This window comes from Arthrobacter sp. MW3 TE3886 (genome assembly GCF_041262145.1).
Classification (GTDB): Bacteria; Actinomycetota; Actinomycetes; order Actinomycetales; family Micrococcaceae; genus Arthrobacter.
The window spans coordinates 4,253,964-4,275,002 of record NZ_JBGCAN010000001.1 but is presented as its reverse complement, the minus strand read 5'-3'; the positions used below and the strand labels follow the sequence as shown (position 1 = coordinate 4,275,002).

Below are 21,039 nucleotides of genomic sequence, written 5' to 3'. Positions count from 1 at the left end.
AGGAGATAGAGACTTCATGGCAACGACGATTTCCAGCACCACCCGCGGCGAGGCCTCAGTGAGGACCAGCGTCGAGGACCTGAACACGACCGTAGAGGCGGCACACGCCGCGTTTCTGCTCGGGCGCCGCGCCGATTTGTCCACCCGGGCAGGGTGGCTCGAGGTGGTGGCTGCGGCCCTGGAAGAGGACGCCGACGTCCTGGTTCCGCTGGCGGCCCGCGAGACCAACCTCGGTGTAGCCAGGCTTCAGGGCGAACTGAAGCGCACCGTTTTCCAGCTCCGGCTGTTCGCCGCGGAAGCCCGCTCCGGTGAGCACCTGGACGCGACCATCGACCATCCGGATCCCGACTGGGGGATGGGCGCCCGGCCTGACCTGCGGCGGATGAATGTCCCGTTGGGCGTCGTGGGCGTCTTCGGCGCATCCAACTTCCCGTTTGCCTTCAGCGTCATGGGCGGGGACAGCGCATCGGCCCTCGCAGCCGGATGTTCCGTTGTCTACAAGGCCCACGAGGGCCACCTTGGACTCTCGCTCCGCACGGCCGAAACCGTGCAGCGCGCCCTCCGGGAGGCGGGAGCTCCGGCCGGTCTCTTCGCCCTGATCGCGGGCCGGGCGGCGGCTGAGGCGCTGGTAGACCACCCGCTGGTTAGAGCCGTCGGCTTCACGGGCTCCACGGCCGGGGGACGGGCGTTGGCAGAGCGGGCCTTCGCCAGGGCGGAGCCGATTCCATTTTATGGCGAGCTCGGCGGCATCAACGCCGTGTTCGTGACCGAAAAAGCCTGGACGGCGCGCAAAGACAGCATCCTCAGCGGCTACGCGGCGTCACTCAGCCTCGGCATGGGGCAGTTCTGCACGAAACCGGGCCTCCTCTTTGTCCCCGGGGGGACGACGGCGGAAGTTGCCGAAGCGCTGCGCGCAGCGTTCACGGACTTCGAGCCGGCGCCGCTGCTCACCGAACGGCTGCACGAAGGCTACCGCAATGCCGTCAAGGAAGTTGCCGGACGGCCGGGAGTGGAACCGCTGGTGGAAGGCACTTTCGACGCCGCCCCGATGCCGACCGTGCTGCACGCGGCCAGCGCTGCGGTCTTCGAACAGCCCGAGCTGCTGCGGCAGGAGATGTTCGGCCCGGCCAGCCTCCTGGTCGAATACCGGGACGAATCCGAGCTGGTGGCGCTGGCCGAGCTGCTCGAGGGCCAGCTGACCACCACTCTGCAGGCCGAGGCGGACGACGACGTCAGCGAACTCGCGGTCCGGCTTGCCGACATCAGCGGACGGGTTCTCTGGAACGGCTGGCCCACCGGCGTTACGGTCAGTTTCGCCCAGCACCACGGCGGCCCCTACCCGGCCACGACTTCGACCACGACGTCTGTGGGGACGGCGGCCGTCGGGCGCTTCATGCGTCCGGTGGCGCACCAGGACTTCCCCGCGGCACGGCTGCCGGAACCACTTCAAGACACGAACCCATGGTCGGTGCCCCAGCGCATCGACGGGACCTGGACCCGACCGCAGCCAAAGGTGGATGCCCGATGACTATTCCCAGCGAAAACCTCCCGCAGCGCCTGACGATGAGGGACGTGCTCCCCGAGGACCCTGAGAACGCCCTGCTGATCGGACGTGTCTGGGACGTTGAAACCCGGGGCCCGCGCGTCGTGGCCTTCCGCGGGGAAGACGCCTTCGATCTTCAGCCCGTCACCGCCACCGTGTCGGAGCTGCTGGAATCCAGGACCCTCCTCGCGGACGTAAAAGCGGCCATGACAACGCCCCGCTGGCGCACGGCGGACATCATCGACGCATCTATGTCCAGGGACCTTGAGCGCACCCACTTGCTGGCCCCGGTAGATCTGCAGGTCATCAAGGCCTGCGGAGTAACCTTCGTGGACAGCATGATCGAACGCGTCATCGAGGAAAGATCCGGGGGCAATCCGCAAAAGGCCGCCGACATCCGGGGCCGCGTCGGCGCAGCCCTTGGCGGTAGCCTGGCAGGGGTCCGGCCCGGCTCGAAAGAAGCCGTGGAAGCCAAGAAAGTGCTGATCGAGGAAGGGCTCTGGTCCCAGTATCTTGAAGTGGGCATTGGGCCCGACCCGGAGGTCTTCACCAAGGCGCCTGTGCTCTCCTCGGTCGGAACAGGCGCAATGATCGGGATCCCCTCCTTCTCGTCATGGAACAACCCGGAACCGGAGCTGGTGCTCCTGGTCAACTCGCGCGGAGCCGCCGTAGGGGCAACGCTCGGCAACGACGTGAACCTGCGCGATGTGGAGGGCCGCAGCGCACTCCTGCTGGGTAAGGCGAAGGACAACAACGCTTCCAGCGCGCTGGGCCCCTTCATTCGCCTCTTTGACGAGGACTTCACGTTGGAGACCCTGCGGACCGAGGAAATCCTCCTCAAAGTCCAGGGCCCGGACGGCTACCTGCTGACCGGGAACAGCAGCGTCGGCCGGATCAGCCGCAGCTTCGAAGAACTGATATCCGCGAGCCATGGCGACCACCACCAGTATCCGGACGGCTTCGCTTTGTACACCGGCACCCTGTTCGCCCCCACCCAGGACAGGGGTGAGCCCGGCCGAGGGTTTACTCACCAGATGGGCGACACCGTGGAAATTTCCAGCGCTCATCTGGGGACGTTGATCAACGAGGTAGGCCCTACGGAAGAGCTGCCACGCTGGAGCTACGGCATCCGTGATCTGCTGGGCTATCTCCAGCGCATCGGGGCCGGCACGACCATACCGTCTCCTGCCGTGAGGGCCTGACCGGGGGAGCAGCCGAGCACCTGAGCCGTGGCGACGTGGACCGGTCCCGCCGCCACGGCACAGGCCTCATCTCATTCTCCGACCGCTTCGCGGAGTTTTTCAGACCGCTTCTCGGAGCCAGGTGTCGACGCCGGAAATGTGGACCGTCAGCAAGGCCCGGGCGAGTTCGCTATCGCCGCGAGCCAGCGCCTCTACGATGGCGGCATGCTCGTCAACGGTTCGTGCCACCGCGCGTTCCTCGGTCAGGCCGCGCCAGATCCGGGCTCGCACGGTGCCGCTGGAGAGGCCATCCAGAAGGCTCGCGAGGTAGCTGTTGCCGCTGGCGTGGGCAATGATGCGGTGGAATTCCAGGTCGTGGGAAACCAGTTCCTCCACCGAGGTGTCTTTCCGGACCGTGGCCATGCTTGCCCGGAGCAGGGCCAGCTGGTCACCGCTGATCCGGCTGGCGGCGATGGATGCAGCTGCCGGCTCCAGGATTCGACGGACTTCGAAGAGTTCGAGTACTGAGGTGTCCTGGTGCAGGTCCACGATGAAAGCCATCGCTTCTGAAAGCAGCCGCGGCTCCAGGCTCGTGACGTAGGTGCCGTCGCCCCGGCGCACATCCAAGACACGGATGATTTCCAGGGCCTTGACCGCTTCGCGCAGCGAGCTGCGGGACAACCCGAGCTGCTCGCTGAGTTCCTTCTCGGGCGGTAGGCGCTCTCCTGCCGTGAGCCGTCCATCGAGGATCATTTCCTTGATCTTCAGAATCGCTTCATCGGTTACGGTCATGAGTGCCGGGCCGGGGGCAGCCGCAGTGCCTGGAGGCCTCCGTCAACGGCCAGGGAGGTACCGGTCGTGGAACCGGAGAGCGGGCTGGCCAGGTAGACAACGGCGCCCGCGACCTCGTCCGCAGTGACCAGCCGGCCATGCGGCTGCCGCCCGTTCAGGGCCACGCGTTCGGCCTCGGGATCGGCGGCGGCATCCAGCAGCCGCCCGACCCAGGGGGTGTCCGCGGTGCCGGGGTTGACGCAGTTGACGCGGATACCTTCGCACAGGTGGTCAGCAGCCATGGCCTGGGTCAGGGAGAGTACAGCTCCTTTGGTGGCGCTGTAGAGGGCGCGCTGGGGCAGCCCGGCCGTGGCGGCAATGGAGCAGGTGTTGACGATGGCGGCCGACGGCGACCTGCGCAACAGCGGCAGGGCGGCACGGGCAATACGGACCATCCCGACGACGTTGATGTCCCATACGCGGTGCCATTCGTCGTCGTCGTTATCCTCCACGGTGCCCAGAGCACCCATGCCGGCGTTGTTGACAACGATATCCAGCCGCCCGAATGAGGCTCGCACCGTCTCGATGGCCGCGCGCACGGACGCATCGTTGGCGACGTCGCAGACCAGGCCGAGCTGGCCGTCCGGCAGTCCGGTGGGTCGGAGGTCCAGAACGGCAACTGTGGCGCCGAACTCCTGCAGGCGGGCGGCTATGGCGGCGCCGATCCCGGATGCCCCACCGGTGACGACGGCGACGAGTCCATTCATTTCCTGGCCCATGCAGGCCTCCTTGCTGGAGCTAGTGGCTGCTTCGATGGGGGTGTGGCGCCGGCCCGGACGGGCGCTCGCGCGACGGGGTGCGCACGTAGGTCTGACGTTGCCGGCCCAGGCCCTCTATCTCGAGATCGACGACGTCGCCGTCCTGCAGGTAGGGGAAGCGGCCGGAGAGGGCCACGCCTTCCGGGGTGCCGGTGAGGATGACGTCCCCCGGTTCCAGCAGCATGTACTGGCTCACGTGGTGCACCACCGTCGCGACGTCGAAGATCAGGTCCGCGGTGTTCGAGTCCTGGCGTTCTTCCCCGTTTACCCAGCTGCGCAGCCGAAGGTTTCCGGCGTCCACTTCATCGGCAGGCACCAGCCAGGGCCCCAGCGGAGTGGACTTGGGCAGTGACTTGCCCTTCGTCCATTGCCCGGCGGCGCCTGGAAGCTGGTACTCACGTTCGGAGAGGTCATTGGCGACGAGGTAGCCCGCGACGGCGTTCATCGCCTCTGCCTGACTGTCCAGGTAGCTGGCTTCCTTGCCAACAACGATCCCCAGCTCCACTTCCCAGTCATACTTGCGGCTGCCCGGCGGAATCGGGGCGTGGTCGAAGGGGCCGGCGACGGTGTTGTTCGGTTTCAGAAAGACCACCGGGATTTCAGGCGGAGCTGCCCCTGACTCCGCAGCGTGGGCCGCATAGTTCATGCCGATGCAGATCACGTTGTTGGGCCTGGCGAGAGGAGTTCCTATCCGCAGACCGGCTGCCCCGGGCAAGACCGGCAGGGCGCCCGCCGTTAGGGCGGCGCGGAGCCGGGCAACGCCGTCGCCCGCCAGGAATGCCCCGTCGATGTCGGCGGTGATGCTGCTCGCGTCGTACGCCACTTCCTCGCCGTTCACCGCTGCGAAGATGACGGGTATTTCCTGCCCTGCTGGTCCAAGCCGTGCGATTTTCACTCTTGTCGTATCCCTTCGGGCGATTCCTGGGTGCGTGTCGCATATTGTCGCGAACCTCGAAGCACAGCAAACATCGGAGTTGTCAGCAGGCGTGATCGTGTTGCCACGCAGTTAGTTCAGCCAATAGTAATGGGATTTTCGACACAGGCAAGTAATACATCCGATGTTTCATGTACCTTCTCACCCGCGCATTGCCGCGGGTGCCGGTGGCGGGGCTCCTTCCCATCCAGGCGAGAACAAGGAATGATCATATTGGTCAGTAGACTTACTAATTTGGATGCGACTGAAGGAGCGAACATGAAGGCACTTACCTGGCAGGGCAAGCGGTCGGTCAGCGTGGAGATGGTTCCGGATCCCGTCATTGAGAAGGGGACGGACGCCATCGTCAGGATCACTTCATCGGCCATATGCGGCTCAGACCTCCACCTGTACGAGGTCCTTGGCCCCTATATGAAGGCTGGCGACATCCTGGGCCACGAACCCATGGGCGTCGTTGAGGAGGTCGGCTCCGAAGTCAGGAACCTCAAGCCGGGCGACAGAGTGGTCATCCCCTTCAACATTTCCTGCGGCCATTGCTGGATGTGCAAGCAGGGGCTTCAGTCCCAGTGCGAAACCACCCAGGTCCATGCCCACAACAGCGGGGCAAGCCTGTTCGGGTTCTCCGAGCTCTACGGGTCGGTTCCCGGCGGGCAGGCCGAATACCTGCGCGTCCCCCACGCCGACTACGGGCCGATAAAGGTCGGACACGAACTGCCCGATGAGCGGTACCTCTACCTCTCCGATATCCTTCCCACCGCCTGGCAGGGAGTGAAATACGCGGACGTCCCCGCCGGTGGCACACTGGCCGTCTTTGGGCTCGGCCCGGTAGGGCAGTTCGCCAGCCGGGTCGGTCGACACCTCGGCCAGCGGGTCATCGCCGTCGAGCCAGTTCCGGAACGCCGCCGCATGGCCGAGCGTCACGGAGTGGAAACGATTGACTTCACAAAAGACATCGGAGACCAGCTTCGCGACATGACCGACGGCAGGGGGCCGGACGCGGTCGTCGACGCCGTCGGCATGGAAGCGCACAATTCGCCTGTCGGCGCCTTTGCCCAGAATGCGGTGGGGCTTTTGCCGGATGCCCTGGCGAAGAAGGCCATGGAGACTGCCGGCGTAGACCGCATGACGGTCCTCCACGCTGCGATCGACTCTGTGCGCCGCGGAGGCACCGTCTCGCTAAGCGGGGTTTACGGGGGTACAGCGAGCCCCATGCCGCTGCTGACCATGTTCGACAAGCAGATCCAACTCCGGATGGGCCAGTGCAACGTCCGCCGGTGGACGGATGAGCTGCTCCCGCTCGTGGAAGATCCCGCAGACCCGCTCGGCGTCATGGACTTGAAAACCCACGAGGTAGACCTCGACGGTGCCGCAGCCGCCTACGAGATCTTCCAGAAAAAGGAAGACGGCTGCATCAAGGTGGTCCTGAAGCCGTAGCGAAGATGTCCCCGCTCCGGGAGATTTCCTTAAGTCTTCCGCCAGCCCGGACTCAGGCGTAGCTGGGCTCCCCATTCGACAGGAACGGGAGCCAAGCTGGGCGACCTCGGTGAAGAGAGGTCCCGCCGTCGTCCGTTTTGTGTGAAACTGCCGCTATTCGCCGGCGGGCTGGAACAACTCGACCACGTTCCCGGACGGATCCTCCAGCAGGATCTGCTGTCCGCCCGGGCCGGTGACAATGTCGTTCCGGAACGTGACGCCCGCGCCGCGCAGCCGCTTCACCTCGGCCGCGATATCGCCCACGATGAGATGTATGCGGTTCCATCCTCCCGGCGCGGGCACCGTGCCGTCCGGCATGGGACGGCCCGCCGAGCTGCTCGGCCCGCTCAGGAGGAGCCGCAACCGGCCGCGGGTGACGTCGGCGAACGCCGGTGCGGCGCTCATCCTGACGGTGAATCCGAGATGCGTTGTGTAGAAGTCGACCGCCGCGTCGACGTCGGCCACCATGTACCGGACGCTGACCAGCTCCGTAAGGTCGTTGGGCATTTCTCGCTCCTTTCCGAACTCGTTTGGGAGTACCCGAAGTAGATAGATCACACTGTTGATCGGTTTGGCACCCAACGCAAGCCCACGGCGGTGGGAGGTGCGCAGCCGATCCTTGGGCCTCGAACTCGCGAGTATCGCTACGCCCGGGAGCCGCCGGCGCCGGCCTCCAGCAGCCCGCCTCCGGCCCAGCGCCTGAGTGCGAGCTTTTCGGCGTCGTCGAACTCCATCAGGGCCAGCCGGCACAGCTCTTCCACGTTCCTGGTCCACGCGGCGGCGAGTTCTGCCGCTGACATCTCCTCTGCGAGGGAGCCGCCGGCGTACACCACGCCCTGGATCACGAAGTTGACGGCCGAGCGGGACACCGGCTGCCCGGCCGCAACACAGTCGTCCCGGACAAGGCGGGACAGCTCGCTTCGATTGACCGGCTGCTCCCGGAGCCTGGCGGCCATGGCCTCGAGCAGTTGACGGAACTGGGCCGCGGAGAGCGCGGGCACGTCAGTGACCCGGGCGACCCGTTCCGCGATGCCGGGCTCAATCTCAGCTCCGGCGGGCAAATCGTCGTCGGAGAACCTCTTCGCATCCCAGACCCAGCCGCCCCGCGCAGCTGAGTATTCAACACCGTGGCCGATCTGGGCCACCCACGTCCCGAACTTGCCGCAGCCGCCCCAGTCCGTCTTCAGGGAGGGATCGGCCGCGAGGGCACGGTGAGCCACCATGGCCCCGACCACCGGACCCGGGGCAGTCCGGACAAAGTCGCGGACCTCTTTGGCGGCGCCGGAAAGTGTCGTCGCCGTGGACTTCGCCTTCACTGCCCCTTCTGCCCGCGGCGTCTGGACAGATGCCACCGCGTGGATGGACTCGGCCGCGGTCCCGTTGAGGATTGCCACGAAGTCGTGGGACTCCACCACACTGTCGGCCATCTCCCGGTACGCGAACGCCACGGCACCGGCAGCGATGACGGTGGTCATCCGGTCCGCCGCCCGGAACCGCTGGACCAGCGAGGTGAAGTCCGCGTCCGCCGACGCGACGAAGAACTCCTCAATATGTGCCGCGCCGGACAGGGCATCCATTGCGTCCAGCACCAGGTTGATGTCGGTGCTGGACTTGCCCCGCTGTGTCAGGGAGGGGCAGTCGATCACGCGGAAGCCTGCGCGCGTCCAGTACGGCCGGTACTTGGAGTAGATCACCGGATTGAGATAGCAGTTGCGGATCAGGAAACGCCGGGACTCTTCGCCGGCGCCGCCATCGGCCAGCGCCTCCGTCCAGTGCTTGGGGTCCTCGGCGAATCTCTTCGCGGCCGCCGGGTCCAAGGCCATCAGGCCCGTATAGACGTTGTCGAAGTCCACGAACATCGCGGCACGGATGCCAGGCCGCCGGGACTGGGGGAGGGGATCGCTCATCGGCTCAGTGTGCCAGCAAGAGTGGGGACGTACCAGATGTGTCGTCCCCTTCGTTGCCTATTTGCCGTCGCGTTCGGGCCTCCTCGTGGGCGCAGGAGTTCCGTACGCCTGTCCGGGATCGGCCGTAGCGGCCGGTAGCGCCGGAACAGCTTGCTACGGCCAGTCTTCGACTATAAGCATCCGCGCCAAAACCCCGCCTGACCAGCAGGGACGTCTGTCCGGAGCCCATGGTTCACCGGACTAAGATGGATCCACGTTGTCGAAATACATCCCTGTCATGAGGGACTTTTCGTGGGGCGGCGCCTGCAGGCGCCGGACGGATTTGTCTGGGCCCGGGGCCCGGACCAACAGTGCCGCCGTCGGTCTCGATTGGCGGGTCCATGTGTGTGAATTGGAAGAGCAGGTTGGCCGATGGCGTCTGGTGCGGCAGCGCGAAACAACGTTCAGGTGTACGGCACAGAAGACGGCCCTGTCCTGGTGTTTGCCCACGGGTTCGGCACCGACCAGGGCATGTGGGGCAAGGTTCTGCCCCGGTTCGCCGACCGCTACCGGGTGGTCCTGCTGGACCACGTGGGTTCCGGCGGCTCCGACCAGTCCGCCTACGATTCGGCCACCTACTCCACGCTTGATGCCTACGTCGATGACCTGATGGAACTCTGCGGCGAACTCGACCTGCAGGACGTGACCCTGATCGGCCACAGCGTCGGTCCATGATGGCCGTCAGCGCAGCCGCCCGGGACACAGGGCGCAGGTTCGGCCGGCTTGTGCTGGTCACGGCGTCGCCGAGCTACCTCGACCACCCCGAGGACGGTTACGTGGGTGGGTTCACCCGGCAGGACATTGACGACGTCTTCGAATCCCTGGATGCCAACTATGTGGTCTGGGCCGAGTCGATGGCCCCAGTCTACATGAATACACCGCATGCTCCCGAACTGGAGCACGAGATCCAAGGCAGCTTCGGGCGGATTAGCCCCCGGGTTGCGCGTGACTTTGCCCGGGTGGCGTTCCTTTCCGATGTCCGGCACCTGCTCGGCGAGGTCACCATCCCGGTGTTGGTCCTGCAAAGCACCGACGACGTCGTCACGCCGGACCACGTGGGAACGTACCTGCACAACGCGCTCCCCAACAGCACCCTGGTCCGGCTTGCGGCCACAGGCCACTTCCCGCAAAGCAGCGCGCCGGACGAAACGTCCGCCGCCATCCTCGAATTTTTGAAGCCGGCATGACCCGGACCAGCACCATGGCCGTCGATTACGGGCAGCTCTTCCACCAGGCGCCCGCCGGCTACATCGTTGCCGGTACCGACGGGACCATCCTGGCCGCGAACGCCACCATGTGCGCCTGGACCGGCATCCCCGAAGGCGGCCTCGACGGCACCCGCCTCCTGGACCTCATGCCGGCCGGCGACAGGCTGATGTACCGGACGCACGCCGGGCCGAAGCTGGAACGCGACGGGCACCTCGCCGAGCTCTCGATCGAGCTGTTGGGCCCGGACGGGCATCGCAGGCCCGTCCTGCTCTCCGTCACCCGGACCGTGGACGGGGCGGAATCGAGGGATTTGATGATCTTTTTCGCGGCCCCCGAGCGGCGGCGGTATGAGCGCGAGCTGGCCAGTGCGCACCGGCGACTCGAGGATGCCGAGGCGGACCGCGCCAAACTCCTGCAGCAAGCCCACCATCGGGCGCTGCATGACCCACTGACAGGCCTGCCGAACCGGCGGCACCTGGAGGAAAACCTGCTGGCTGCCCTGGCCAGCGCCGGCGAACAGCGGAACCGCGTCGGCGTGCTCTTTTGCGACGTCAACAAGTTCAAACAGGTCAACGACACTCTGGGCCACGCGGCCGGCGACCAGGTCCTGGAACACGTGGCGCTGATGCTCTCCCAGGCCGTGCGCGGCGCGGACACCGTCACGCGCTACAGCGGGGACGAGTTCGTTGTCCTGATCCCCTGGCTGGAGCACCCGGCCGAGCTCGAGGCGGTTGCCGGGCGCGTCCGGAGCTGCCTGGCCGGCGCCGTCACCATCGCAGGAAGCGAACTCCGGCTGGGCATGTCCGTTGGCCAGGCGGAAACGGCAGTCCCGGCGGACGCTGATCCGGCAGCGCACAAGGAACTGGCCACGGCCCTGCTGCTGGCCGCCGATCAGGACATGTACCGGGTCAAGACGGAAATGCGCCGGGCCGTGGCCGCCGGTTGAGCCGCCGGCTTTAACGCCAAACGACGACGGGGGGAGGTGGCTCCCGCCGTCGTCGTTTTGCTTTTAGCCTGGAACCCGGGCTTTAGGCGCCGTGGTTCAGGCTGAGGGTGAAGGTGTTCGGGCCGCTGGCGTGGACCGCGATGTTGCTCTTGGCGGTGTTGTGGCGCTCGGAGAGCTCGTGGACCAGCGCGTCCAGCTCGTGGTGCATGGTGGAGCGGTCCCAGAGCTTGTGGGTTACAGAGTTGGCAGTTTCAAACGTCATTGTTCAGTGCTTCCATTTCTTGAATCCGGATGTCCGGCTGCCGCACCGATGCGGAGCCGCCGTAGGGGCCAAACCAGGAACGCCTGAGACCGTGGGCAGCTCTGCGAGCTCACCGGTTTGGCCTCATTGCGTCCACCAGGATGGGTGCCCGGCGTTTACTGCGGACGCGGAACGTCGCAGTCCCTGCCTTGCCTTTCCATAGTGCACAGCGCCGCGCGGGCGGCTCAAGCCAGATGGCGAAAATTGCGCGTGAGACTCGTCACAGCCGCCCTGGCTTCCGCCGCATCGGCGGAGCGGGCATGTGTTTGCGGCTCAGCCCCCGGGCGGGGGCGGGGGTTACCGGCACCGGGCCGCCGGGTTCCGGTCCCGCGGCAGCAGCGGCCCGTCCGTAACGGGCGGCCAACGGCGCGGCGCTGAGGCCGTGGGCCAGGACGCTGATCAGGACGGTGGCGGTAATGACGGCCACCGCCTGATCGGACACTGATCCGAGCGCTTCCAGCGCCAGCAGCGCGAACACGAGGGAAGCCAGGCCGCGCGGACCGAACCACCCCACGAACAGGACGGTTTTCCGGTCGAGGCCGGCGCCGATCGAGGCCAGCGCCACCGGCAGCATCCGCACCACCGTAAGGCTGAGCACGGCATAGGCGATGGTCAGGGGGACGGAGCTCGCCAGCATAATCGGAACGGTGATGGCTCCGAAGGACAGCCACACGAGCAGCGACACCAGGCCGCCCATCTGCTCGACGAAGACCAGCTCGGCCGGCGCCCGCTGACCGGCGCACGTTCCGAACGCCAGCCCGGCGCAGAACGCGGCGACGAAGCCGTTGCCGCCCACCACGAGTGCGGCGCTGTAGGAGAGCAGGCTCAGGGCAAGGACTCCGATGCCGGCGAAGTCCTCGGCCCCGGTCCCGCGCCGGCGGGCCAGCTGCAGCAGCCACCCGCCCAAGGTGCCGGCCCCTGCGCCGGCCCCGGCGCCGATGAGCAGTTCGACGGCGGCGCTGCCGGGACCGGCGGCGCTCTCCAGACCTGCCGCGGCGGCCGCGCCGGCGATCGCCAGCATGACAACGGGGGTGGCGATGCCGTCGTTGAGGCCGCTCTCGACGGTGATCAGCTGGCGGATCCGCGACGGCACCGCCGGATTCGTCACCACGGGGATTCCGAGTGCGGCGTCGGTAGGGGCCAGCGCGGCACCGACGAGCAGGGCCAGCCACAGCCCGAACTGGGGGAAAAACCAGGCGGCCAAGGCCCATCCGAACACAATCGTCAGGGGCAGGCCGACTCCCAGCAACCGCACATAGCGGCCCACGTCCCGGCGCAGTTCCTGCAGCGGCAGGCGGGCAGCGTCGGTGAAGAGCACCCACACCAGGGTGACCTCGACAACCGGGGTGATCAGCGCGGGCGCCGAGGACGCATTGACCAGCCCGGACCAGGCCAGGGCCGCGCCGAGGGCGGTGAACACAATAGGGGCGGTCAGGTCCGCCTGCTGCAGCCTCACCGACACCAGCGCCCATGCGAACAGTGCGGCGGTGATGAGGACGACGACTGTCAGCTCCATGACGGACCTGTGCCCGCGTCCGTGGGCCCAGCGGTCGGGCGGCCCGATGCCAGCAGCCGGATCGGTCCGTCCACAGGGACCACGCTCCCTCCGCCGGTGGCACCAACGTTTCCCCTGCAGTTCAGTGAATCCGCGGACCCGGCACCGCGCCAGAGAACTAAGCCCTGTCCTTTGGGTCGAGGCGCCCAATGCCGCCCGCAGGTGGATCAGGTGTGCTAGCGGGCCGCCCGCGGGGCCGCGACCGAGCCGCGGCGGATCAGCGCGGCCGTGAATGTCGGTGCGGCCGCCGGTGCCTTGCGGCCTTCGATCTGCCGGACCAGGGCTGACGCGGCCGCAACGCCCATGTCATAGACAGGCTGGGCGATGACCGTGAGCGGGGGTGTGGTCAGGCGCGTCCAGGCGAAGTCGTCATACATGAGGAAGGAGACGTCATCCGGAATGGAGAGGCCGAGTTCGTGGATCGCTTCCACGACGCTGAGGCCGATCAGGCCGTCGGAGGCGATGATCGCAGTCGCCGGGTCAGGGCGCTGCACGAGTTCGCGGGTGATCTTCTTGATGGACTCGTCGTCGCCGGCGTTGAGGCGGATCAGATCGACGGGCAGGTCCAGTCCCGCCTCCTCGAACGCGCGTTTCATTCCGTCGCGCCGGTCCGAGATCTGTGACGAGTCCAATGGCATGCCGTCGTGGTAAAGCCCGGCTGTTTTCAGGGTGGAGATGAAAGCGATCCTCCGGTGGCCGGACTTGAGCAAGTAACTGGTGGATTCATGGGAGATGTCCTCCATGTCCACCGCCACGGTGTCGACGTCGAGCCCTGGCGCCTTGCGGTCCAAAAGCACCAGCGGACGGCCGGATTCGTGAACGCGCCGTAAATGTTGCGTTTCCACGGAGGACGCGGGTGCCACGATCAGGCCGTCAACGCGCTTGTCGAGGAGCACCCTGACGGCGTCGATTTCCGCGTCGGTGTCCTCGTCCGTATTGATCAGGATGACATTGAATCCACTGCGCTTGGCGGTATCCGTAATGCCCCGTGTGGCCAGGCCGAAATGGGGGTTTTCGATGTCGCCGACCACCACCCCGATCGTGTGCGATTTCCCGGTGTTCATGCTGCGGGCGAGCTCGTTGGGTCGGTACTCCAGTTCTTCGGCGGCAGCCAGCACCCGCTCGCGCACGTCGTCGCTCACGGCCCCGTAGTTGCCTAAGGCGCGGGCGGCCTGGGCCTTGGAAACCTGGGCGGCTTTTGCGACGTCGGCGACAGTGACATCGCGGCGCCGGGAAGCATCACTATTCATTACGGCCTTTCGTAGCGGACCCTTGACGCCTGATGTGGCTTCGATTACATTTCTAGCAATCGATGTGAGTCCGGTCTCAATTCTAGGGACTGAGACCGGACTCAGCAAGACTCCCATCGACAAAGTCCCACTTCAAGGGGCCCACTGCCCGCCAACCTCGCCCCTCACCCCCACGATTGGAAACGCTGTGAACACAGGAAACAAAATGCGCCCCGGGGCGCTCATCGCCGCTGCTGTTGCCGCGGTCCTGGCACTGTCCGGCTGCGGAGGCAGCTCGTCCGCCTCGTCTTCGCCGGCGGACAACCCCTACGGCCTGATCGAGGCCGGCACCATCCGCGTTGCCAGCCTCGGTGATTCGAAGCCCTATACCTTTGCCGATGCCCAGGGCAACTTCACCGGCTTCGACGTCGAGCTCTTCAAAGACGTCGCCCACCGCGCCGGAATCGACAAGGTCGTCTTCACCGGGCAGGACTTCTCCGGGCTGCTCGCGGCCGTCTCCAACGGCCAGTTCGACGCCGGCGTTGCGGCGATCGGCATCACTGACAAGCGCAAACAAACCGTCGACTTCTCCGACGGCTACCTGGCCGGCTACCTGACCGTCATCACTACGAAGACCTCGGGCATCACCAGCGCCGACGGTCTCGCCGGAAAGCGTCTCGGCGTCGTGCAGGGAACACTGCAGGAGGCCTACGCCGTCAAGAACTTCACCTCCGCTAACCTTGTGCGCTTCCCGGACAACAACACCGCCATCTCCGCAGTGAACAGCGGATCCGTCGACGCGCACTTCCTGGATTACGAGGCAGCCAAGGCCTACGAGACGCAGTACGGACTGGTCAGCGCCGCGGACATCCCGTCCTTCGACGCTCCCGCCGGCTTCGCCGTGGCCAAGGGTAAGACCGCTTTCAAGGACGCCCTCAACAAGGGCCTGGCCGCAGCCATGGAAGACGGCACGTGGAAGAAGCTCTACCAGAAGTGGTTCCCGGGCTCCCCGATGCCCGAGCAGTACCTGCCCAAGGCCGAGCAGACGGCAAGCTCCACACCCAGCAAGTAGGGCCGAGCAAGTAAACGGCCCAGCAAATAAGCGGCCCGGCAGCCAATAGCCGCCGAAACTATCGGCACGTCCGGCACATAGCCCGGCTGCCACCTGACCGGGCGGGCCGCACCGCGCGGCCCGCCCGGGTTCCACAAGCTACCTACGTCTGAGAGCAACCATGGACTGGTTAAGCACCATCACCCGCACCTTCTTCGACTTCGGCGCAATGGCCGAGGTCCTGCCCCAACTTCTGGGAGTCGGTCTCCTCAATACCCTCATCATCTCCATTGCGGCAACGATCATCGGCGTTGGCCTCGGCATGGTCGTCGCCGTGATGGGGATATCTCCCTCCCGGTGGCTTCGGGTGCCGGCCCGGATCTACACGGACCTCTTCCGCGGACTCCCCGCCATCCTGACCATCCTGCTGATCGGCCAGGGCTTCGCCCGCTTCAGCCAATCGATCTTCGGCCCCTCGCCCTACCCCTTGGGGATCATCGCCCTGAGCCTGATCGCCAGCGCCTACATCGGTGAGATCTTCCGCGCCGGTATCCAGAGCGTGGACAAGGGCCAGGGTGAGGCCTGCCGCGCGCTGGGCATGAGCTACGCGAAGTCCATGGCCCTGGTGGTGGTTCCGCAAGGCGTTCGCCGGGTCCTGCCGGCGCTGGTGAACCAGTTCATCGCGATCGTCAAGGACTCCTCGCTGGTCTATTTCCTGGGCCTGCTGGTCACGGAACGCGAGCTCTTCCGCGTGGGCCAGGACGCCGCCGTGCTTTCCGGCAACCTCTCGCCCCTGGTCATGGCCGGCATCTTTTACCTGCTGATCACGGTTCCCCTGACCCATCTGGTCAATTACTTCGATAACCGCTTCCGCACCGGCCGACGCCGCCCCGCCGCACCCAGCAGCGGTCTCAAGGAAGTCAAAGAACTCGCCGCGGCTTCACCGCTGACCACCGGGAGCAACACATGAGCCTCGCCAGCAACACCGCAAGCAGCACCAGCAACACCAGCAACGCCAAAGAATCAGTCCCGGACATCGAGACGTTCCACGGCTCCAGCCTGGAACTGACGAACCTGACCATGGCCTATGGCGACGTCGAAGTGCTCCGCAACGTCAGCCTCAACGTCGCCCCGGGCACCACCACCTGCATTATCGGGCCCTCCGGCTCCGGCAAGTCCACCCTCCTGCGCGGCGTCAACCGGCTCCACGAACCCAAGAGTGGGGACGTGCTCCTGGCCGGCGAGAGCGCCCTGCAGGTCAAACCGGACCTCCTGCGCAGCCGCATCGGCATGGTGTTCCAGCACTTCAACCTCTTCCCGGACCACACCGCCCTCGAGAACGTGGCGCTGGCCCTCTGGAGCGTCAAGGGCATGCCCAAGGCCGAGGCCAGGGAACGCGCCCGGCGCCGCCTCGCCGAGGTCGGTCTCGCCGAACGCGCCGAGCACCGGCCACGCGACCTCTCTGGCGGACAGCAGCAGCGCGTCGCGATTGCCCGGGCCCTGGCCATGGAACCGGAAGTCATGCTCTTCGACGAGGCCACCAGCGCCCTGGACCCGGAACTGGTCAAGGGCGTGCTGAACCTCATGGCAGGCCTGGGCCGCCGGGGCATGACCATGCTGGTGGTCACGCACGAGATGGGTTTTGCCCGCAAAGTCGCCGACCAGGTCGTCTTCATGGACGAAGGCGAGGTCGTCGAGTCCGGCACGCCGGCCGACCTCTTCGACAACCCGCAAAGCGAACGCCTCCAGCGCTTCCTCTCGGAAGTGCTCTGATGGACACCCTGAAGGGAAACACCGCGGCGGCACCCATCCGCACCGCCGTCGTCGGGTTCGGCATCTCGGGCAGGGTCTTCCACGCACCGCTGATCGCGGCGGATGCGAACTATTCGCTGGACGTGATCGTCACGGCAGATCCGGACCGCGCCTCGGAGGCGGCACGGCTCTACCCGGATACCCGGATCGTCCCGACGCCGGAGGCCCTGTTTGCGCTGTCCGGTGACCTTGATCTGGTGGTCCTCGGCACGCCACCGCTGACCCACTTCGACCTCGCCGCGATGGCCATCGCCCATGGCCTCCACGTGGTGGTGGACAAGCCGTTCGTCACCACATCGGACCAGGGGCATGAGCTCATCTCCCGGGCGGCCGACGCCGGCGTGCAGCTCACGGTATTTCAGAACCGACGCTGGGACGCCGATTTCCTGACGCTGCAGAAGCTAATCGGGGAAGGAGCGCTGGGCGAGGTCCGCAGCTTCGAATCGCGCTTTGAATGGTGGCGGCCGGAGGGCTTCGGGAACTGGCGGGACACCGCCGCCGTGTCCGAGGGCGGCGGTATCCTCAACGACCTCGGTGCCCACCTGATCGACCAGGCCATCCAGCTCTTTGGCCCGGTAGCCGAAAGCTATGGGGAAACGGCGAACCACGGCCCGGACCCGGGCGGCGCCGACACGGAGGCCTTTGTGTCCCTGCTCCACGAATCCGGGGTCCGCTCACGGCTCTGGATGAACGGCATGGCCCCCCAGGTCGGCCCGCGCTTCCACGTCCTGGGCTCAGAGTCCGGCTACACGAAGTGGGGCCTGGACGGCCAGGAACCGGCCCTCGCGGCCGGCATGACACCGTCGGATCCCGCCTACGGCATCGAACCCCAAACCCATTGGGGGGCCTTGGGCACCGACGGAGACCTGCGGCCAACCGCACCTGAACCCGGCGCCTATCCGCTGTTCTATGCACAGCTCGCGTCTGCCCTCCGTGGCGAGGGCCCACTTCCTGTCAACCCGCAGGAATCACTCGACGTCCTGAACGCCATCGAAAATGTCCGCGCCTTCGCATAGCCCGCACACCGGCTCCCAGTGCCCCTGACGGACACCCCAGACACCACTACTTAAGGAAAGGCAGACCCATGTCCTCCACGCCCTCAACCAAACGCATCGCCATCATCGGCGGCGGCATCCTCGGCGTCTCCACCGCCGTCCACCTGCTCCGCGACGGCGCCTCCGTCATCCTCCTGACCGAACACGGCCTGGCCAGCGAGGCCACCGGCCGCTCGCTCTCCTGGCTGAACTCCGCCGGAGAACGGTCCACGCCGTACCACCAGCTCCGGGTCGCCGGCGTGGACCGCTACCGCACACTCTTCGCCGCTGACCCCGGCCGGGACTGGCTGCAGTTCGGCGGCGGCCTCATGTGGAATCCCGCCGGCCAGGAAGCCGCGACGGAAGCCCGCCACGGCTACGAGAAATCGATTGGCTACGACTCGAAGCTCCTGGCGCCCGGACAGATTTCTTCAAGCACCCCCGGCATCGTTCCGGATGCCGTGCCGGAGAACGCCATCTTCAATCCCGGTGAGGGCTGGGTCAGCCTGCCTCATCTGGTGGACTTCCTGATGGAGGAATTCCACGCCCTGGGCGGTGAACTCGTACTCAGCGCCGGGAAGGTGTCCGTGACGGTCGACGGCGGCCGGGCCACCGGCGTCGAGACGGCCGCAGGCGAAACCTACGAGGCAGACGCTGTCCTCGTGGCGTGCGGTGCCGCAACTCCCGCCGTGGTCGCGCCCCTCGGCGTCGAGATCCCCAACGGATCCCCGGTCTCCATGCTGGTGCTGACCAAGCCCGTGGAGCACGAGCTGAAGGCCGTGCTGAACACCCCCAGGGCCGCCGTCCGGCCCAACCCCGGAAACACCCTTGCCCTGGACCACGACTGGTATGAAGGGCACATCGCCGAACACGCCGACGGCTCCTTCAGCATCCCCGATGATGTGGTCCAGGAACTCGCCGATGAAGCCTCCAAGCTCATCGCCGGCAACCCCGACCTCAAACCGGCCTCCTGGAAGATCGGCTACAAGCCCATCCCGGGCGACGGCGAACCGGTCCTCGGTGAACTCGGCCAGGTGCCCGGCTGCTTCGTGGCCTTCACCCACTCGGGGGCCACGCTCGGCCTCATCGCAGGAGAACTTCTTGCGGGCGAGATCATGACCGGCACGAAGCACCCGATGCTCGCCACCTTCCGGCCGGGACGCTTCTCCTAGCCAGAGCCGCGGCTGCCAGGGCAGGCGGGGACGGCGTGCACCGGCCCTGCCTGCCCAAGCCCTGTCCTGCTCAGGTACCGGGCCCGGGCTACGGGCTGGGGGAGGGGCTGGGACTGGGGGACCCGGTCCCGGGTTGCGTGGGTGACGGGGCGCTCGAGGCAGTCCCGGACCCGGGCGATGCGGGCATGTATGACTGGTATTCGGGCAGCGTGGAATCGAGGACCGGAAGCTGCACCTCGGCCGACGTGCCCGTGGAGTCCTCACTCACCCGGACCGTGACCAGGGTCCCGGGGGATCCCGTGGTGGGGTCCAGCATCATGGCCGGAGGTTGGGCCAGGGATGTTTCACCGTTGGCCTTGACCGGAATCGATACCGTCGACCCGGAAGCGCCCGAAATGGTGACAACCGCGTCCGTGGCGGACGTGTTGAATACGGTGCCCATGATCCGTCCGGGCTGGTCCGCTCCGTAGGAGAGGATGAGCATGTCCGCCAGCTTTATCGGACCGACCACGGTGTTGATCCCGTTGGTTGCCGGCGTGATCTTCGTGGTTTCCGCGGGATTGTCGGAGGAGCAGCCGGTTCCGGTCAGCAGCAGCACCCCCAGCGTGAGGGCGGCGATCGCAGATCTGATTCCTGCCAGCAGGGTGGTGGGTGCCACGGCCGGCTCCTCTCGGCAGAAGCTGTCCGGTCACCTCCGATTATCGTCCCGGGCGGCGGCAAAATCGACCCGCCGTCGCTCCCGATGACCGCCCAGCAGGCGGCGCCCGACGACGGCGCCGAACTTTTCGACTGATTTGCGGATCGAACTGCCCATAATTTCCGCAAATGGGGGATTATGGAGTCATGCCGAAAATCCGCATCTCCGAAGCAGCACGTTTTCTCGGGGTCAGTGACGACACCGTCCGGCGCTGGACCGAGAACGGGATCCTGACCCCGGTGAAGGATGACTCCGGCCGCCTGGCCGTGGACGGCTTGGAACTTGCCCACCTCGCCCGCGACCAGGCCCAGCTTCCCGACGACCCCACCAAGGTGGGCCGCTCCGCCCGCAACCGGTTCGTCGGCCTGGTCACGGGCATCACCGCGGACAAAGTCATGGCACAGGTCGAGCTGCAGTGCGGGCCCTTCCGCGTCGTGTCCCTGATGAGCAGCGAAGCCGTCCGTGAACTGGGCCTGGAGCTTGGATCCGTGGCGACAGCGGTGGTCAAAGCCACCAACGTCATCATCGAAACGCCCCACGGAAAGAGCATCATATGAGGATCGCCAGCAAGCACGTCACCGCTATGCTGGTGGCCGGCGTCCTGGCCGCGGGCCTGGCCGGCTGCGCCGCCGGCACGTCCGGGGCAGGCTCCACCTCCAGCGCCGGGGCCAGCGGGACCCCCAGGCTGTCCGGAGCGATCACCGTCTTCGCCGCGGCCTCGCTGAAATCGACCTTCGCCAAGCTGGCCAGCGACTTCGAGGCGAAGAACCCGGGCACCAAAATCACGCTGAACTTTGCCGGTTCCTCGGACCTGGTCACGCAGATCACCCAGGGCGCCCCGGCCGACGTCTTTGCCTCGGCCGACACCAGGAACATGGCCAAGCTGGCCGATGCGAAGCTGATCGACGGCGCCCCGGCCGATTTCGCCACGAACGTCCTGGAGATCGCGGTTCCGCCGTCCAACCCGGCGTCGATCAGCTCCTTCGCCGACCTCGGCAAACCGGGCGTGGAGGTGGTGGTCTGCGCACCTCAGGTTCCCTGCGGTGCCGCGACCGAGACCGTCGAAAAGGCGGCGGGCACCACCCTGGCGCCGGTCAGCGAGGAATCGTCCGTCACGGATGTCCTGGGCAAGGTCACCTCGGGTGAGGCCGACGCCGGTCTGGTCTATGTCACGGACGTCAAGACCGCCGGAGACAAGGTCAAAGGCATCCCCTTCGCCGAGTCGGACCAGGCCGTGAACACGTACCCGATCGCCACCGTCGGCACGAGCAAGAACAAGGAGCTCGCCCAGGCTTTCATCGCCATCGTCACCGGCAGCGAGGGCAAGAAGGTCCTGAGCGACGCCGGATTCGGCACCCCGTAAACGG

22 protein-coding genes are annotated in these 21,039 nt (G+C 66.6%); 13 read left to right on the top strand and 9 right to left on the bottom strand.

Annotated elements, in window-relative coordinates; genetic code table 11:
- Nucleotides 1–16 precede the first annotated feature (16 nt).
- Nucleotides 17–1,528, top strand: coding sequence for an aldehyde dehydrogenase (NADP(+)) (locus ABH915_RS19505; protein WP_370124450.1), 1,512 nt, complete (start codon nt 17–19; stop codon nt 1,526–1,528).
- The gene (locus ABH915_RS19500) at nt 1,525–2,745 is read left to right on the top strand and encodes a fumarylacetoacetate hydrolase family protein (protein ID WP_370124448.1); all 1,221 of its coding nucleotides are present in this window, start codon (nt 1,525–1,527) and stop codon (nt 2,743–2,745) included. The genes ABH915_RS19505 and ABH915_RS19500 overlap by 4 nt, the downstream gene beginning before the upstream one ends.
- Before the next feature lie 99 nt (nt 2,746–2,844).
- Here ABH915_RS19500 and ABH915_RS19495 read toward each other — a convergent pair whose 3' ends face one another.
- The 3 genes from ABH915_RS19495 to ABH915_RS19485 are packed head-to-tail and all read right to left on the bottom strand — an operon-like array spanning nt 2,845 to nt 5,208.
- Nucleotides 2,845–3,516 (bottom strand): FadR/GntR family transcriptional regulator, encoded by a 672-nt coding sequence (locus tag ABH915_RS19495; protein ID WP_370124446.1) that lies wholly within the window; start codon nt 3,514–3,516, stop codon nt 2,845–2,847.
- Nucleotides 3,513–4,274, bottom strand: coding sequence for an SDR family NAD(P)-dependent oxidoreductase (locus ABH915_RS19490; RefSeq protein ID WP_370124444.1), 762 nt, complete (start codon nt 4,272–4,274; stop codon nt 3,513–3,515). Before ABH915_RS19490 ends, ABH915_RS19495 begins: the two co-directional genes overlap by 4 nt.
- 19 nt (nt 4,275–4,293) lie before the next feature.
- A complete protein-coding gene (locus ABH915_RS19485; RefSeq protein WP_370124442.1) occupies nt 4,294–5,208 on the bottom strand; it encodes a fumarylacetoacetate hydrolase family protein in 915 nt (304 codons plus the stop codon).
- A 297-nt stretch (nt 5,209–5,505) separates the two neighbouring features.
- Here ABH915_RS19485 and ABH915_RS19480 point away from each other — a divergent pair, with 297 nt between their 5' ends.
- Nucleotides 5,506–6,681, top strand: coding sequence for a zinc-dependent alcohol dehydrogenase (locus ABH915_RS19480; RefSeq protein ID WP_370124440.1), 1,176 nt, complete (start codon nt 5,506–5,508; stop codon nt 6,679–6,681).
- A 153-nt stretch (nt 6,682–6,834) separates the two neighbouring features.
- On the opposite strand, the gene ABH915_RS19475 is transcribed toward ABH915_RS19480, so the two are convergent.
- Together ABH915_RS19475 and ABH915_RS19470 are read right to left on the bottom strand one after the other, a co-directional pair.
- On the bottom strand, nt 6,835–7,227 hold the full coding sequence (locus tag ABH915_RS19475) for a VOC family protein (RefSeq protein ID WP_370124438.1): 393 nt from the start codon (nt 7,225–7,227) through the stop codon (nt 6,835–6,837).
- A 137-nt stretch (nt 7,228–7,364) separates the two neighbouring features.
- Nucleotides 7,365–8,627 carry an NYN domain-containing protein gene (locus tag ABH915_RS19470; protein WP_370124436.1) on the bottom strand — a complete coding sequence of 421 codons (1,263 nt, stop codon included), beginning with the start codon at nt 8,625–8,627 and terminating at the stop codon, nt 7,365–7,367.
- A gap of 447 nt (nt 8,628–9,074) precedes the next feature.
- Here ABH915_RS19470 and ABH915_RS19465 point away from each other — a divergent pair, with 447 nt between their 5' ends.
- From ABH915_RS19465 to ABH915_RS19455, 3 genes are read left to right on the top strand one after another with little or no spacing between them, the layout of a single operon-like run.
- Complete coding sequence (locus tag ABH915_RS19465; protein WP_370124434.1) at nt 9,075–9,341, top strand: alpha/beta fold hydrolase; 267 nt, start codon at nt 9,075–9,077, stop codon at nt 9,339–9,341.
- Complete coding sequence (locus ABH915_RS19460; RefSeq protein ID WP_370124432.1) at nt 9,338–9,853, top strand: alpha/beta hydrolase; 516 nt, start codon at nt 9,338–9,340, stop codon at nt 9,851–9,853. The genes ABH915_RS19465 and ABH915_RS19460 overlap by 4 nt, the downstream gene beginning before the upstream one ends.
- Nucleotides 9,850–10,821 (top strand): diguanylate cyclase domain-containing protein, encoded by a 972-nt coding sequence (locus tag ABH915_RS19455; protein ID WP_370124430.1) that lies wholly within the window; start codon nt 9,850–9,852, stop codon nt 10,819–10,821. Before ABH915_RS19460 ends, ABH915_RS19455 begins: the two co-directional genes overlap by 4 nt.
- 82 nt (nt 10,822–10,903) lie before the next feature.
- Here ABH915_RS19455 and ABH915_RS19450 read toward each other — a convergent pair whose 3' ends face one another.
- The 3 genes from ABH915_RS19450 to ABH915_RS19440 form a co-directional block, all read right to left on the bottom strand.
- Complete coding sequence (locus tag ABH915_RS19450) at nt 10,904–11,083, bottom strand: hypothetical protein (RefSeq protein ID WP_018775517.1); 180 nt, start codon at nt 11,081–11,083, stop codon at nt 10,904–10,906.
- A gap of 259 nt (nt 11,084–11,342) precedes the next feature.
- The gene (locus ABH915_RS19445; RefSeq protein ID WP_370124427.1) at nt 11,343–12,638 is read right to left on the bottom strand and encodes a cation:proton antiporter; all 1,296 of its coding nucleotides are present in this window, start codon (nt 12,636–12,638) and stop codon (nt 11,343–11,345) included.
- Nucleotides 12,639–12,853: 215 nt separating this feature from the next.
- Complete coding sequence (locus ABH915_RS19440) at nt 12,854–13,927, bottom strand: LacI family DNA-binding transcriptional regulator (RefSeq protein ID WP_370124425.1); 1,074 nt, start codon at nt 13,925–13,927, stop codon at nt 12,854–12,856.
- Between the two features lie 205 nt (nt 13,928–14,132).
- Here ABH915_RS19440 and ABH915_RS19435 point away from each other — a divergent pair, with 205 nt between their 5' ends.
- The 5 genes from ABH915_RS19435 (at nt 14,133) to ABH915_RS19415 (ending at nt 18,975) form a co-directional block, all read left to right on the top strand.
- Nucleotides 14,133–14,978: an ABC transporter substrate-binding protein gene (locus ABH915_RS19435; RefSeq protein ID WP_370125044.1), complete on the top strand. Its 846-nt coding sequence runs from the start codon at nt 14,133–14,135 to the stop codon at nt 14,976–14,978.
- A gap of 160 nt (nt 14,979–15,138) precedes the next feature.
- Nucleotides 15,139–15,927: an amino acid ABC transporter permease gene (locus ABH915_RS19430; protein ID WP_026538635.1), complete on the top strand. Its 789-nt coding sequence runs from the start codon at nt 15,139–15,141 to the stop codon at nt 15,925–15,927.
- Nucleotides 15,924–16,730 (top strand): amino acid ABC transporter ATP-binding protein, encoded by an 807-nt coding sequence (locus ABH915_RS19425; RefSeq protein WP_370124422.1) that lies wholly within the window; start codon nt 15,924–15,926, stop codon nt 16,728–16,730. Before ABH915_RS19430 ends, ABH915_RS19425 begins: the two co-directional genes overlap by 4 nt.
- Entirely contained in the window at nt 16,730–17,785 is a 1,056-nt protein-coding gene (locus ABH915_RS19420) for a Gfo/Idh/MocA family oxidoreductase (RefSeq protein WP_370124420.1), read from the top strand. The genes ABH915_RS19425 and ABH915_RS19420 overlap by 1 nt, the downstream gene beginning before the upstream one ends.
- Before the next feature lie 68 nt (nt 17,786–17,853).
- Nucleotides 17,854–18,975 (top strand): NAD(P)/FAD-dependent oxidoreductase, encoded by a 1,122-nt coding sequence (locus ABH915_RS19415; RefSeq protein WP_370124419.1) that lies wholly within the window; start codon nt 17,854–17,856, stop codon nt 18,973–18,975.
- A gap of 88 nt (nt 18,976–19,063) precedes the next feature.
- On the opposite strand, the gene ABH915_RS19410 is transcribed toward ABH915_RS19415, so the two are convergent.
- The gene (locus ABH915_RS19410; protein WP_370124417.1) at nt 19,064–19,633 is read right to left on the bottom strand and encodes a hypothetical protein; all 570 of its coding nucleotides are present in this window, start codon (nt 19,631–19,633) and stop codon (nt 19,064–19,066) included.
- A gap of 185 nt (nt 19,634–19,818) precedes the next feature.
- On the opposite strand from ABH915_RS19410, the gene ABH915_RS19405 reads away from it, so the two are divergent.
- Both ABH915_RS19405 and modA read left to right on the top strand, forming a co-directional pair.
- Nucleotides 19,819–20,229 (top strand): molybdopterin-binding protein, encoded by a 411-nt coding sequence (locus tag ABH915_RS19405; protein ID WP_370124415.1) that lies wholly within the window; start codon nt 19,819–19,821, stop codon nt 20,227–20,229.
- Nucleotides 20,226–21,035 (top strand): molybdate ABC transporter substrate-binding protein, encoded by an 810-nt coding sequence (modA, locus tag ABH915_RS19400; RefSeq protein WP_370124413.1) that lies wholly within the window; start codon nt 20,226–20,228, stop codon nt 21,033–21,035. The genes ABH915_RS19405 and modA overlap by 4 nt, the downstream gene beginning before the upstream one ends.
- The last annotated feature ends 4 nt before the right edge of the window (nt 21,036–21,039 follow it).